Annotated in this window: 16 protein-coding genes; 7 read left to right on the forward strand and 9 right to left on the reverse strand. The window is 45.9% G+C overall.

Annotated features, from left to right (window positions below; all coding sequences use genetic code 11):
• Nucleotides 1-13 precede the first annotated feature (13 nt).
• The 6 genes from IEY34_RS11805 to IEY34_RS11830 form a co-directional block, all read right to left on the reverse strand.
• On the reverse strand, nucleotides 14-751 hold the full coding sequence (locus tag IEY34_RS11805) for a TerC family protein (protein WP_189011635.1): 738 nt from the start codon (nucleotides 749-751) through the stop codon (nucleotides 14-16).
• Nucleotides 752-783: 32 nt separating this feature from the next.
• Nucleotides 784-2,043 (reverse strand): TerD family protein, encoded by a 1,260-nt coding sequence (locus IEY34_RS11810; protein ID WP_189011637.1) that lies wholly within the window; start codon nucleotides 2,041-2,043, stop codon nucleotides 784-786.
• 71 nt (nucleotides 2,044-2,114) lie between these two features.
• Nucleotides 2,115-2,702, reverse strand: a complete 588-nt coding sequence (locus tag IEY34_RS11815; RefSeq protein WP_189011639.1) for a TerD family protein — start codon at nucleotides 2,700-2,702, stop codon at nucleotides 2,115-2,117.
• Nucleotides 2,703-2,728: 26 nt separating this feature from the next.
• A complete protein-coding gene (locus tag IEY34_RS11820; protein WP_189011641.1) occupies nucleotides 2,729-3,310 on the reverse strand; it encodes a TerD family protein in 582 nt (193 codons plus the stop codon).
• 39 nt (nucleotides 3,311-3,349) lie between these two features.
• Entirely contained in the window at nucleotides 3,350-3,949 is a 600-nt protein-coding gene (locus IEY34_RS11825) for a TerD family protein (protein WP_229757597.1), read from the reverse strand.
• A gap of 113 nt (nucleotides 3,950-4,062) precedes the next feature.
• A complete protein-coding gene (locus IEY34_RS11830) occupies nucleotides 4,063-4,509 on the reverse strand; it encodes a tellurite resistance TerB family protein (RefSeq protein ID WP_189011643.1) in 447 nt (148 codons plus the stop codon).
• A 176-nt stretch (nucleotides 4,510-4,685) separates the two neighbouring features.
• Here IEY34_RS11830 and IEY34_RS11835 point away from each other — a divergent pair, with 176 nt between their 5' ends.
• The 5 genes from IEY34_RS11835 to IEY34_RS11855 are packed head-to-tail and all read left to right on the forward strand — an operon-like array spanning nucleotide 4,686 to nucleotide 9,827.
• On the forward strand, nucleotides 4,686-6,206 hold the full coding sequence (locus tag IEY34_RS11835) for a spore germination protein (protein ID WP_189011645.1): 1,521 nt from the start codon (nucleotides 4,686-4,688) through the stop codon (nucleotides 6,204-6,206).
• Nucleotides 6,199-7,287, forward strand: coding sequence for a GerAB/ArcD/ProY family transporter (locus IEY34_RS11840; protein WP_229757598.1), 1,089 nt, complete (start codon nucleotides 6,199-6,201; stop codon nucleotides 7,285-7,287). The genes IEY34_RS11835 and IEY34_RS11840 overlap by 8 nt, the downstream gene beginning before the upstream one ends.
• On the forward strand, nucleotides 7,284-8,480 hold the full coding sequence (locus IEY34_RS11845; RefSeq protein WP_189011649.1) for a Ger(x)C family spore germination protein: 1,197 nt from the start codon (nucleotides 7,284-7,286) through the stop codon (nucleotides 8,478-8,480). The genes IEY34_RS11840 and IEY34_RS11845 overlap by 4 nt, the downstream gene beginning before the upstream one ends.
• A gap of 12 nt (nucleotides 8,481-8,492) precedes the next feature.
• Complete coding sequence (locus IEY34_RS11850; protein ID WP_189011651.1) at nucleotides 8,493-8,720, forward strand: hypothetical protein; 228 nt, start codon at nucleotides 8,493-8,495, stop codon at nucleotides 8,718-8,720.
• Between the two features lie 12 nt (nucleotides 8,721-8,732).
• Nucleotides 8,733-9,827 carry a GerAB/ArcD/ProY family transporter gene (locus tag IEY34_RS11855; protein WP_189011654.1) on the forward strand — a complete coding sequence of 365 codons (1,095 nt, stop codon included), beginning with the start codon at nucleotides 8,733-8,735 and terminating at the stop codon, nucleotides 9,825-9,827.
• A gap of 21 nt (nucleotides 9,828-9,848) precedes the next feature.
• Here the strand turns inward: IEY34_RS11855 and IEY34_RS11860 are convergent, their stop codons facing one another.
• The 3 genes from IEY34_RS11860 to tdh form a co-directional block, all read right to left on the reverse strand.
• Nucleotides 9,849-10,601 carry a 6-phosphogluconolactonase gene (locus tag IEY34_RS11860; protein ID WP_308423005.1) on the reverse strand — a complete coding sequence of 251 codons (753 nt, stop codon included), beginning with the start codon at nucleotides 10,599-10,601 and terminating at the stop codon, nucleotides 9,849-9,851.
• Nucleotides 10,602-10,787: 186 nt separating this feature from the next.
• Entirely contained in the window at nucleotides 10,788-11,966 is a 1,179-nt protein-coding gene (locus tag IEY34_RS11865) for a glycine C-acetyltransferase (protein WP_189011658.1), read from the reverse strand.
• Nucleotides 11,967-11,993: 27 nt separating this feature from the next.
• Complete coding sequence (gene tdh, locus IEY34_RS11870; protein WP_189011660.1) at nucleotides 11,994-13,034, reverse strand: L-threonine 3-dehydrogenase; 1,041 nt, start codon at nucleotides 13,032-13,034, stop codon at nucleotides 11,994-11,996.
• A gap of 148 nt (nucleotides 13,035-13,182) precedes the next feature.
• On the opposite strand from tdh, the gene IEY34_RS11875 reads away from it, so the two are divergent.
• Nucleotides 13,183-13,743, forward strand: coding sequence for a helix-turn-helix domain-containing protein (locus tag IEY34_RS11875; protein ID WP_189011662.1), 561 nt, complete (start codon nucleotides 13,183-13,185; stop codon nucleotides 13,741-13,743).
• 77 nt (nucleotides 13,744-13,820) lie between these two features.
• A complete protein-coding gene (locus IEY34_RS11880; RefSeq protein ID WP_229757599.1) occupies nucleotides 13,821-14,462 on the forward strand; it encodes an HlyD family secretion protein in 642 nt (213 codons plus the stop codon).
• The last annotated feature ends 4 nt before the right edge of the window (nucleotides 14,463-14,466 follow it).

Consider the following 14,466-nt stretch of genomic DNA (forward strand, 5'->3'; position numbering starts at 1 on the left):
GTGAATGTTAAGTTTAGTTAGCAGACTCTGGTTTATTTTTCTTGCGAAGTAAGCTTAGGATAATCGTACCACCAAAGATGACAATAAGGATACTAAAGAAAATAACATGGGAGACATGGAACCCGAAGGCTCCGGCAATCATCTTAAGACCGATGACGATAATTAGGATGAAAGCTGCTTTCTCCAACTCTGGAATCTTGTCAATGAGCTTCAAGAAGACTTGCGCAACGCCTCTCATCATTAATACGCCGATAATACCACCAAGGAACAACACCCAAACCTGGTCACTGACACCGAAGGCAGCAAGTACGCTATCCACACTGAAAGCAATATCCATGATTTCTACGGCTAGCACCGTGCGCCAGAAGGAAAGTCCCTTATTCTTAACTTCACCTTCTTCTTCATGCTTCTTGAAGAAGAGATTACTGATGGCAATCCATAAGAGATACCCACCACCGAGCACTTTAATCCAGGTAATCTGTACGAGGAAAGTACCTACCCCAATAGCGATGAACCTGAATATATAAGCTCCTAGCAATCCGTAAAATAAAGCTTTCTTCTGCTGCTCTTTGGGCAAATGTTTAACCATAACGGCAAGGACCAAAGCGTTATCTGCGGATAATAAGCCCTCTAGGATAACCAGCGTACCGATAATTCCCCAGTTGACCGGGTCTGAAAGCGTGGCTGAAAGCACTTCCCAGTTAAAAAAGTTGGTAAAGTTGTTAATAAAACTCTGAAAAAAATCTACCATGCCTGTGACCCCCTGTAACATTTTTCAATCCATTATTTACTGCCTGCGACCCATCTCATACCCCATCCAAAGGCTTCATCCAGCTGTTTATGACCGGAGAAATATTGGACAAGACGTTCAATACTGAATGTTTCATTATTCTGATTACGAATAAGAGCAATAGCGCACATCCCTTGACGATTATCATGCTCGTTCAATTTCACGATGATGTCAGGTCCGCCATCCTGCTTAATGGAGACGACACCATCGGCTTCAGACCACGTTGTTGCTCCTTCATAAATGAAAGTGAAAATAAGAATTCGTTCAAATTCCGTCAACTTATTACCGTTGATTCGTATATTTTCACCTGTGGTTACTGAGCCAGTGCGGTCATCACCATCTAAGGCTATATACGGTTCTTTGTTTAATGCACCGAATTGATTGCCAAGCGCTTGGATGACACCTTTTTGACCATTTTTCAGTTCATACAAACAGGCAAGATCCAAATCAATCCCTTTGCTTTTGCCAAAAAAGCCTGTTGACTTCTTCTGATTCCAATTCAAATTAATGAGAATTTCTCCAAGCTGACCGGCACTCTTCTTCTCTAGACTGATCCGATCTCCCTTCTTTTTCAACTCAATCTTGTTCAGATTAATGGGAGCGGGAGGGATAAGCGGAGGCGTACTGCTAGGAATTGGTGCTGCAGTTGGGGCAGGTGTCGGCGCAGGCGTCGGATTCGTTATCGGAGGAGCAGTAGGCTCGTCCTTCACTTCGATGCCAAAATTACCGCACAACGCATTGAGGCCGCCCGAAAAACCAGATCCAATAGCACTGAATTTCCATTCACTGCCGTATCTATATATTTCTCCAACAACAATCGCTGTCTCAACGGAGAATTGATTTCCTAAGTCATATCGCAAAATATCTTGCCCTGTACCCTGGTGGAAAATCCGGATATACGCTTGATTAACCAAACCGAATTGTTGTTTCAGCTTCTCCCCTTCATAAATCGTCAAGGTGATCGCTATCTTCTCAACATTCGTTGGCACCTCAGAGAATTGGATTGCGAATTGTTTCTGATCTTGTCCAGATGAAGGTTGATCAATAAATTTCACGCCATTTTTGGTTGGGTTGTTATAGAAGACTAATTGATCATCATGATCGACTTTGCCGTTGGCACCTAATAAGAATGCCGATGTGTCCAGGTCCACATGTGCAGGAGCCTGCCAACCGATACCGATACCAATCGTGGAAAGTCCCGGATTTGTTTTTGTAAGATCGGCCTTTTGGCCTTTAATAAGAGAGATGTGCATGAAGGACGGTCACCTTTCCGTGCCAAAATGGAAGGGTGATGCCTTGCACGCACCACCCGTAGTACTAAACACTACTCGGCATCAAGCCCATAGTTTTTGCATAACGCTTGAAGACCGCCTTGAAAACCACTGCCAACAGCTTGGAATTTCCAATCTTGACCTTGGCTGTCTCTGTACAACTCACAAATAACAACCGCCGTCTCAACGGAGAAATCCTCCCCTAGATCGTAACGCAGAATTTCGCGATTCGTAATTTCATCGACTAGCCGAACGAACGCATTGGACACTTGTCCAAAGTTCTGGTTCCGATTAGTCGAGTCATGAATCGTTACCGCAATGCCGACTCGGTGAATATGCGCCGGTATTTTGGAGAAATCAACCTTGATTTGCTCATCGTCTCCATCTCCGTCACCTGTTCGGTTATCGCCGGTGTGCTGAATAGAACCACCAGCACCCACGAGATTGTTGTAGAAGATGAAATCATCAATTCCTTTGGCTTTGCCATCGGCATGAAGCAGGAACGCCGATGCATCTAAATCAAAGGAATGACCGCCGCTATATTTGTTCGTATCCCAGCCTAATCCGATAATGGCTTTGCTTAAACCTGGATTCGTTTTGGTTAAGTCAATTCTTTGACCTTTGGACAAGCTAATTGTCATTTGGGCATCTCCTTACTGTTTAATGATTAAGAAGTTTGCAAGCCGTAGTCACGAGCCAATCCGCCTAGACCGTCTCTGTATCCGCTGCCGATAGCGCTGAATTTCCACTCGCCGTTGTTGCGGTACAACTCGCCTACTACAACACCTGTTTCTACGGAGAAGTCTTCGCCTAGATCAAAACGGATCAACTCTGCGCCTGAAGCATCGTTCAAAATGCGCACGTAAGCGTTGGATACTTGTCCGAAGTTTTGCGCTCTTGCTTCAGAATCATGAATCGTGATGCAGAAAGCAATTTTTTCTGTTTCAGCTGGAACTGCCGCCAAGTCAATAACAACTTGCTCGTCGTCTCCGTCACCTGCGCCTGTACGGTTGTCACCTGTGTGAACAACAGAACCATTCGCATTCTTAGGGTTGTTGTAGAAGATGAAGTCGGATTCAGATCCAACCTTGCCCGTAGCATTCACACAGAAGATAGAAGCGTCTAGATCGAAATCTTTACCGCCATCATATTTGTTCGTGTCCCAGCCAAGACCAACGATCACTTTTGTTAAACCTGGGTTTGTTTTTGTTAAATCTACTTTTTGACCTTTAGATAGAGAAATTGCCATTGTAGTTAACCTCACTTTTAATTGGGATTTGGTTTGTTTTTAGTTATAGCGTTTCACTAATTGTCCAATTGTTGTATCCGTGCTGCCTTCGCCAATTGCAGTAAATTTCCATTCTCCGCTATGACGATACATCTCACCAACGATCAGAGACGTTTTACCTGAATAGTTGTCGGTTAAATTGAACTTAACCAATTCAGCTTGGTTAGAATCATTCAAAATCCGGATATAGGCAGATTGAATGAGTCCGAAATCTTGCTTTCTATTTACACAATCATAAATATTGACAACAAATACAATTTTACTGACATCCGCAGGCACTTGACCCAAATTAACAGCGATTTGTTCATCATCGCCATCGCCTTCGCCCGTACGATTATCACCGGAGTGAACGATGGAACCATCTGGACTTTGCAGATTTGCGAAGAATACGACGTTCTTCTCTTTTGTCAATCTGCCGTTCTCATCCAACATAATGACGGAAGCATCGCAGTCAATCTCTACGGTTGTTTTTTTGGTTCCGAAAAAACCTTTTTTCTCAACGACAGCAGGATCCCAGCCTAGCCCTACAACTACTTTAGATAGACCAGCGTTTCCTTTCGTTAAATCGATCTTCTGACCTTTGACCAGATTGATTGTCAACGTGGTCACCTCCTTTCGCAGTTTTGCTTGTTTTTTGTCTTGCCTATTATTCTGATACGGATGAATGTCCATCACGTTTCACAATTCTACTGAAATATTTATACTTTCGACCTTTACAGACTAAATTCGCCAGGATTCAGGTTCAGTGTGGTACAAATATCTCTTACAACACGCTTCTCATTCTCATCAAAGTCACCATCTGCAGCACCAATGGCACAACAAACAGCAATAATAATACGGCCAACTTCCGGCTTATTATTGAACTTGGCAATCACTTTAAGCGCTTCTTGTTTTCCAATAAGATTGGAGAACTCAAAACCGCCGGCAAAATGATTGAAACGAGCAATCACGTTACTCACTTCAAATACTTTCAATTCTTCGCTGCGGCTAATGTAACCGACCATTTTCTCTTTCTCTTCGTTTCCAATACTTCCATCAGCAGCGGCTACAATCGCACATCCCGCAACGACCGCGTCCAGGAAATCTTTGTTTTGAAATTTCTTCACTTGATCCGTTAAGCCTGTTTTGGCACTTGAAAACCAAGATTTAAATGTACTCATTTGGGCACCACCTATATGATTTAGTTACAGACTTTGACTATAGGCTACATTTTTCACCAAAATAGCTCTATATCCTCAGTTTATATGATTAACTATCCGTTTTCAAATATTGGCAATTGTTTAGCTAATCACATTATTGGACAAACAGATAATTATCACTGCTAAGGAGCACTCTTATGGATACATATTCTTCGGATTCATCAGAAGCCGTTTCCTCCTCGATAGATATTAACCTTCAGATGCTAAAAAGCATTTACGATAAATGCAAGGATGTTCATTTCCACGAATTCATCATTGGGGGGACCACCAAAGCTTTCGTGGTACATTTCGAGGGCATGGTGAATCTGGAGATATTGGATCGAAATGTCCTGACTCCTTTACTTGCAGAATCCGCAGAAGAGTGGAAGTACACGGAGAAGGACTTGTCCTCCTTGATTAGTATTTCTGATATCAGGGAGATGGCGACTTTAACAGAAATGGTTGCCCCTATTTCTTCAGGATCCGTAGGGCTTTTCATTGACGGTGTGGCCAAAGGGTTCGCTCTAGGTTTAGCCAAATGGGAAAAAAGAAGCATTGAAGAACCTTCCGCTGAGTCCATTATTCGGGGACCTCGTGAAGGTTTTACAGAAACGATGAGTGTGAATACGTCTATGCTTCGCAGGAAAATCAAGAGTTCCTCCTTGAAAATGGTCGCTTACACCGTAGGCAAACATACACAAACCGAAGTCCTTCTCATCTATATGGAAGGGATCGCGAATGCCTCGCTAGTTGAAGAAGTCTCGCAGCGGATTGCAGATATCCAGATTGACGGAATTCTGGAAAGCGGCTATATCGAGGGGCTGATCGAGGATAATCCCTTCTCGCCTTTTCCACAAATTCAAGTGACAGAAAGACCCGATGTTGTCTGCGCAGCCTTATTGGAAGGAAAAGTTTCTATTTTAGTCGACGGGACACCTTTTGCCCTTGTAGCGCCTGCAACGTTATTCTCGCTCTTGCAATCGCCAGAGGATTACTATCAACGGTTTATTATTGGCACTTTTATCCGGTGGCTGCGCTATTTATTTTTCTTCATCACACTCCTGCTGCCCTCCTTGTATGTGGCCATTCTGACCTATCATCAAGAAATGGTCCCTACATCGTTATTGCTCAGTATCGCAAAATCCAGAGAGGACATCCCGTTTCCTGCACTTATCGAAGCGCTGCTGATGGAAGTTTCATTCGAAGCCCTCCGCGAAGCTGGGGTTCGACTGCCGAAGCAAGTCGGTGCAGCTGTCAGTATCGTAGGCGCTTTAGTTATCGGACAAGCAGCTACTTCAGCCGGTCTGGTCTCCGCGCCTATGGTCATGGTCGTAGCGATTACAGGAATCGCTTCTTTCATGATGCCGCAATATTCGGCAGGGATTGCCTTGAGGATGCTGCGATTCCCGATTATGTTCCTGTCCGGCATGCTAGGACTGCTTGGGCTTATGCTCGGATTTATCGTTATCGTGATTCATCTGTCTTCTCTGCGCTCTCTGGGGGTCCCTTACCTGCAGCCAATTGCCCCAATGAAGGGAGCCGAGCTGAAGGATGTGCTAATTCGCGCCCCCATCTGGGCTATGCGAACACGTCCGAAATTTACCGGGAAATCGAATTCAACCCGACTACCTGCCAAACAAAAGCCGGAAAAGCCCAAAGGGAATGAATCTGATGATTGAAAAAGGTAAAATATCGCCTCTGCAGCTAGCTATTCTGATGCATCCTACAATTTTGGCTACGGCAGCCCTTTCGGTTCCGTCGATTACCATTCGCACAGCGGGCATCGATATGTGGATGACGCCCCTCATTGCGTCACTTGTAGGATTCTGGATGGTCTACGTTGTTGTCCGACTGAACAAGGCATATCCCAGTCTTACTTTTATTGAATATTCCCAAACGCTTCTAGGCCCCTATGCCGGAAAAGCTATTGGGATTCTTTTCTTAGGGGCACTCCTATTTACAAATGGGCTTGTGCTCCGCGAATACGGCGAATTCATTAGTGGCAGCTTCCTGCAAGAAACGCCGATGCTGATTGTTATTATTTGCATGGTGAGCGTCTGTGCCTACGCTATTCACGCGGGACTCGAGGTTCTCAGCCGCACAGCGCAGATTTTGATCCCTGTGGCTGTGTTGATTATTTTCGTTATGGTTATTTTGATGATTCCCGATTTCGAACTTAAACAAATGTTTCCGATTTTCGGAAATGGACTGATTCCGCCTTTGCTGGGTTCAATCGTCCCCTCTTCCTGGTTTTCTCAATTTTTCGTTCTTGCCTATCTCCTTCCCTATGTGAGTCATGGAGAGAAGATATTGAAATGGGGATTTATCAGCGTTGCCTCTGTGCTGCTAACTCTTTTAGCAATCAATCTTTCCATTTTGTTCTTATTCGGGACACTAACCGAAGGATTGAATTATGCTTTTCTGGCTGCGGTTCGTTACATTTCCATTGCGGATTTCCTGGAACATGTAGAATCACTCCTTATGGCTATCTGGCTTATTGGCATATTCATTAAAGTAGCCATTATCTACTATGCAACCGTTTTGGGGATTGCCCAATTGCTCAAGCTTGCCGATTATCGTCCGCTGATTATCCCTTGCGGAATTCTCACTATTCTATTCAGTATCTGGGTATCACCTAATTTCCAGCAGCTGAAACACTATCTTGGAACCAGCTTGCCTTTCTTCTCACTCCTTTTGCAAGTCGTCGTTCCTAGCATGCTGTTCCTTCTAGTTACAGTTAAAGGGGCTTTCAAACGATGATCATCTGGAGCTTTGGACATACGATGCGGTTAAGCTGGGGATTGGGACTCTTGGCACTTCTGCTCACGGGATGCTGGGATCGGAGCGAGGTCAATGATTTAGCATTAATTACGGGGGCTGCCATTGATAAGCATGACAACAAAACGATTGAACTGACCGTACAGATCTTCGTGCCGCGGGGTTCAAGCAATATTTCGATGGATAACGGATTAAAAGGCAGCGGCGGCAGTAGTCAGTCATCGTATGTCAAATCAGCCGTTGGCGTAAATCTTGCTGACGCCCTCTCCCACTTGCAAGAAAAGCTGCCTAGAAAACTCTTCTGGGGACATGCCGAGGTTATTATTTTCGGAGAAGCCATTGCACGAAGCGGTATTCGCGACGATCTCGATTACTTCATGCGAGCCCCTCAGCCAAGGGAACGAGCTTACATGTATGTCAGCAAGGGGGAAGCGCGTAACATTCTCGAACTGAATACCAAGCTTGAACGCAATACAGCGGAGTCTTTGCGTGAAATCTCAAAAAGCAAACTCACGCTAAGCGTAACCTTGGCAGATCTGGCTCAAATGCTCGGGAGTGGTTCCCATGCGGCTGCTTTGCCCTATATGGAGTTAACAGCCCCCTTATCATTGAATAATCCGGATAAAAGCGAGAGCTTCATTAATGCTACAGCTATTTTTAAAAATGACAAAATGATCGGTAAAATTGACGATAGCACGACAAGGGGCGCCTTGTGGCTGCGAAATGAGATCAAACAAGCTGTGGTCACCGTTGTGCCCGAGGGCACTGAAGGAACCGTTTCGGCAAACTTAATCAAAAGCAAGACAACCCTTGAACCTATCATCGAAAATGGGAAATGGCGGATGAATGTTTGGATTCATACCGAAGACGACGCGCTTCAGAATACGACAAAGCTCAATTTAGTAGAAGATCCGAACGCTGTAAAAACGGTGGAGAAAGCCTTGAACGATGACATTGAGAACCGTGTTCGATCCGCTTTGGATAAAGTGCAGCATGATTTACAAGCAGATATTTTCGGTTTTGCCGGAGAATTCCATCGCGCATATCCCAAGGAGTGGAAAAAAAATCAACAACGCTGGGACGAATTATTTCCCACCGTCGAGGTTGCGATCCACTCCGATGCCAAAATGCTTCGCCCCGGCCTCTCTAGTATTAGAGCGACTCAACCTGAATAAGGAGACTGCGAAATGACAAGTAAAGGTATCCCCTTATTCATGGCAGGGTGTTTGGTCCTCACCCTATATCAGTGGTTCCGGCTAAAAGGCACTCCGAGAAATGAAAAAATCACGTACATCGCTATCCTAGCTTTATGTTGGATTCTTGCCATTTCCTTGGTCGTAAACCCCACCTTGCCCGGCCCTTCCCAGATGGTGGATTCGCTCTTCCGTCCGATCGGCAAACTCATCGATAAATAAAGGAGCCCCTCTATGGACATGAGGATTAACGGGAAACAACTCTTCTGGCTGATGGTTACGATGCAACTCGGCATGACCATCCTGCTAACAATTAATCCAAGCATTCAAGTATCCAAACAGGATGCTTGGATCTCAACGGGCTGCGCGGCTGTCGTAGGCGTATGCGTGGCTTTTATTTGCTCTCGGATGAGCTTGATTTATCCTCGGCAAACGTTCACAGGATATGCCAAGATCTTGTTTGGCCGTGCGCTGGGAAACGTGATCATCTTTATTTATTTCATTTTCTGGTATTCTGTCCTTGCCATCATTCTACGGCAGTACGCAGAGTTCATTCTAGCGACCATACTGCCTAGAACACCTGTCATCATCCCAATGATTGGCATGCTGTTAGTTGCTGTTTATGTGACCTACTCGGGCATTGAGGCCATCGCTAGGAGCAGCGAACTAATGGGTCCGCTTGCTTTGCTAGGTATAACCATCCCGCTCCTGCTTTCCATCAAGAATATCCAAATTGCTAATATTCTTCCGATTTACGCGGATAGCAGCCCTATGATCATTCTGAAAGGCGCCTTGCCCTCTTCCACATTTCTAGGTGACTGCATCATGTTGCTCATGCTCTTTGGTTTTGTTGCCGTACCTAGATCCGCTGTTAAGCCGGCATTACTTGGGGTAGGTACCGCGGGTTTCTTGACCTGTGTTTCTACTTTTTTAATTATTTCCGTCTTTGGTAATGAATCGGCTGCTCTCCATACCTATCCTTATTTTAATTTAGTTCGATATATCTCTTACTTTGACTTCTTTCAGAACTTGGATTCCATCGTGATCGCCATGTGGATTGTCGGTGTTTTCGTTAAAGTATCCCTTTATTTCTTCGTATGCACCTACGGAACAGCGCAATGGATTGGCATTCAGAAATGGCGCAAAATGATGTGGTTCGTTGCGCCAGCTGTCCTGCTGCTAGCACTTGTTCCTCGTGATTTTATCGACAGTTCCATTTTCTTCCCGCAAAAGATCGCGAATCCGTTCTTCTTTCCCCTTCATATGCTTGCCTTGCCCCTCCTGATGTGGGGGGTGGCCAAGTACCGAAATCGCAAAGGATCATCTTGATCCTTCTGCTATGGCTATGAACTAGACATGCCCGTAGGCATCGCGATCAACATATAACGTACAATTAGGATGATGACGGAGTATGGTGGATGGACAGTTGGGAGAAACCGGTTCATTCAATGTCCGCTTCACAGCTTGATGCTTGCTTTTGCTGGGCGCCATACAAAACAGAAATTCGCCTGCCAGCAATGCGGGAATCGTTAAGGTTATGGCATGTGTAGGAACGTCATCAAAGGATGGAAAGCAGCCGTCATTGACCTGCTGCTGCCGGCTGGCATCATCTAATTGAACTTGTTTCACAAGTTCAGGGTCCTTAAAGTCAGCAACCCGTGGATCATTAAAAGCAAGATGTCCATTCTCACCGATTCCGAGGCACACGATATCAATCGGCGCTTCCTGCAATAACTGCGTGTAACGAAGACACTCGATATCGCTTGCGTTAGCGTTGTCTATCCAATTCACAATCTGCGGATTGACTTGGCTGACAAGATGCTTGTGTAAGAAGTGACGAAACATATACGCAGCATCCTGGGGCAATCCCAGATATTCTTCCATATGAAACGCGGTTATCCTCGACCACTCTATTTCCTGATCCTCTGTCAAATAGCTTAAAAGTTCTTTCTGCGATGGCGCTGCTGCAAAAATCATCCGAATCGTCGGCTTAACAAGCAGCAGTTCTTTGATCTTGGCAGCTACATCAGCGCCAGCATCCGCTCCCATCGTCCTGCGATCCGAATAAATATGGATATTCAAAGCATCAACACTGGTTTTCATGATCATTTTTATTCACCTCGTTCAAATCCTCTTCAACATATTGATGATTTCACCAATTATACCAGATTTATGTACATTGCGTATCTTTTGGTTGCATGTTTTGTATTTATGAAGAAAAAAAAGACAATCCCTTAGACCTTGTCTGGCCTTCTGGGACTGTCTTTTGTTTTTGTCGCTTTTCTTGTGTTAAGAAATCAATCCAAACTCCCGCCCCACCTGCTGCAAGGCATTAAGCGCAAAGGCAAGATCTTCCTTCGTATGCTGCGCTGTCACGATGAGCCTCACACGGCCTTTGTCCATAGCAACCGTCGGATACACAATTCCCTGGGCGAAGATGCCTGCTTCCAGCAGTCGATCCGAAAAGCGCATCGTACGGGCTGGATCACCGACAATAATCGGAATAATCGGCGTTTCACTCGCTCCCGTATCGAAGCCTAGCTGTTTCAACTGCGTTCGAAAATCATTGGCATTGTCCCACAGCCGGGTAACTAAATCCGCGCTCCCCTGCAGCACTCGAATCGCGGCTAAACAAGTCGCCGCAACAGCCGGAGGCTGCGATGTACTGAATAGAAACGGCCGCGCCGTATGAATCAGATGCTCCTTCAGCAGTTGGGCGCCAGCTACATAGCCGCCGACAGCACCGATTGCTTTGGATAACGTACCAATTTGAATGTGTACGCGCCCGTGGAGACCGAAATGATCGGTCGAACCCTTGCCATTTTTGCCGAGAACTCCACTGGCATGCGCATCATCGACATAGACAATTGCGTCATAAGTTTCCGCCAGTTGAACAATTGCTGGAAGCGGAGCGATGTCACCGTCCATACTAAATACACCGTCAGTAACGACAACACGTTTGCGGTGGTGCTGCGTTTCTTTCAAGACTGCTTCCAGCTGATCCATGTCCTTATGAGCATAAATTTTGCGGCTCGCCTTGGTCAGCCGGATACCGTCAATGATGCTCGCATGATTCAGTTCATCGCTGATGACCACATCATCAGGTCCGAGAATCGAAGATAGAGCCCCCTGATTCGTCGTGAAGCCAGACTGGAATACAAGCGCTGCTTCTGTTCCTTTGAATGTGGCCAGTTCGATTTCGAGTTCCTCATGAATATCGAGCGTACCGGTAATTGTCCGTACAGAGCCGCTGCCTACGCCATATTTGTCAATAGCCTGACTAGCAGCTTCCTTCAGCTTAGGATGATGAGTAAGTCCCAGATAGTTATTGGATGACATCTGCAGAATTCGTCTTCCATTCAGCGTCATCCAAGTATCTGAGCCGCTCTCCCAGACTTTGATCTTGCGGTATCGTCCATCCCTTTTCCAACCATCAATATCCGAAGCTAAATCGTCCAAATAACCCATAAGTTTCTCCTCCAATCGCTTAACCGATTAATGATTAAATACTATTTTCCCACATTGCCCTTCGGCCATTAAACGAAATGCTTCCTCATAGTGATCAAGTGTAAATCGATGGGTAATCACAGAGGCAAGGTCGATGCGCTTTTGATTCAGCAAGCCTTTCATTTGATACCAGGAATCATACATTTTGCGACCGGTGATTCCCTCAACCCGCAATCCTTTGAAGATAATATGATTCGTCACATCCAAGCTTACCTCACGGGTCGGAATGCCCAGCAAGGAAACACGCCCTGCTTTGGCTGCAGCCTGAAAACCCTCTGCAATCGCTTGCGGACTGCCGGACATCTCGAGGACAACTTCCACGCCTTCCCCATCCGTCAAAGCGAGCAGCGCTTCTGATGTTCGCGTTTCCAGAGCATGAATGCCGTGGTCCGCTCCCATATCCATCGCCATCTGCAGCCGATTGGCATTGATATCGACCGCATAGATCGTCCCTGCTCCGCAGGCTCTGGCCACTTTAATCGCGAGGAGTCCAATCGGCCCTACGCCAATGATAGCGACCGATTTCCCCACGATATCGCCAGACAGCACGGTTTGCACTGCATTGCCCAGCGGATCTTGCAAGCAAGCGATTTCAAAAGGCAAAGTGGCATCGTTGTGAATAATGTTGCTGGCTTTCACCACCGCATATTCAGCAAAACAGCCTGGTGCCGTTATGCCAAAACTTTTGGTATTCGGGCAGACATGAGCGTTACCGGTTCGACAAGCTTTGCAAATGCCGCATACGATGTGACCTTCAGCCGATACGTGATCACCTATTTTAACGCCGGTTGCCCTCGCGCCCGTTTCCACTACAATGCCTGCAAATTCGTGTCCAAACACATTAGGTGTAAGCACCGTTTGATCTGCCCATGCATCCCACTTGTAAATATGCACGTCCGTTCCGCAGATAGATGTGGCTTTGATCTTAACCAACACCTCATCCTCTCCGCAGATCGGAACAGGAACTTCTTTCAGAACAGCACCAGGCCCTCTCTGCTCTTTCACTAATCCAACCATCGTTCCACCCATGCCGTCCCCCCCTATCTCGTTTGTTATAACATACATTTGTGCGTTTTAATCCTTATGTATACGATATTACACGAATGTATGTTATATTGTAAATAGGCACTTTTCAAAAACCAGGAAATAATTTTCCCATGATCTAGGAGGATGTACAATGAACGAGCCCATACATAAAATGGTTGGTAGAAAGCTTTTGAACATACGCAAAACACGGGGATTAAGCCTGGATCAGGTGGCGGAATTGACCGGAGTGAGCAAGGCGATGCTGGGTCAAATCGAACGAGGGGATTCCAATCCTACGATATCCGTACTTTGGAAAATTGTCAGTGGACTGCAAATTTCCTTTACGAGCCTTATCGAAGATGATGAACCGAAAATTACGGTGGTTCGAGCTGCGGAGCTCTCACCCTTCGAAGAGGAAGACGGCGCGTACCGCGCGTATCCTTTGTTCCCTTTTCATCCGCAAAAAAGCTTTGAGGTATACACGGTCGAAATGGAAGCAGGCTGCTCGCATGCATCCGAACCTCATAACGACGGCGTTGAGGAGTACATCCTCATGGTAGCAGGGAAGCTGGAGCTGACCATTGCGCAAGAAAGCTACCTGCTTGGCATCGGAGATGCGATTCATTTCTCAGCGGATCGGCCTCATACCTATCGAAATGTATCTGATACCAAAGCCATTTACAAAACTTTGATTTATTATCCCTCTTCATAACCCCCTCACATATTCCCTTTTTTATAGGGGAATATTATTTGTGTTAGCACCTATTTCACAGAAAAGGCGGTTGATCCATGAAGGGTACGATCAAGATGATTGTTCTCAATATTGTTCTCCTGATCATTCTTATCGGAGGGGCAGGGTTAGGCTATTACTTTTACAATCGGTCGATTAACTATTTAAGCACGAATAATGCTCAGGTAAGTGGTGAGCAGATTGTCGTCAGCTCTTCGGCTGCCGGCAAACTGACGAGTTGGTCAGGAGATGTGAGCAAGAAGGCTTCGTCCGGAGATCGACTAGGAAGTGTATTAACTTCGACTGGTTCTGTTGATATCACAGCGCCTAAGGGGGGAACGATCGTTCAACAAAGCGCCGTTGTCGATGCGATGGTATCACCCGGTTTACCGCTAGCGTACATCTACGATTTGGACCGGCTATGGGTGACCGCAAATGTGAAAGAAACGGATTTAAATGACGTAAAGGTTGGACAAGCCGTAGACGTGTATGTGGACGCCTTTCCAGGAACTACCTTGGGGGGCAGAGTGGAGCGGCTGGGATTAACGACAGCGGGGACCTTCTCGCTGATGCCCTCGTCCAATGCAAATGGCAACTATACGAAAGTGACACAGGTTATTCCTGTTACCATTTCGTTAGAGGGCAATCGGGGATTGGGGATTATTCCAGGCATGAGTGTTACGGCACGTATCCATAAGTAAGGGA

This window comes from Paenibacillus marchantiophytorum (assembly GCF_014640555.1).
GTDB classification, from domain to species: domain Bacteria; phylum Bacillota; class Bacilli; order Paenibacillales; family NBRC-103111; genus Paenibacillus_E; species Paenibacillus_E marchantiophytorum.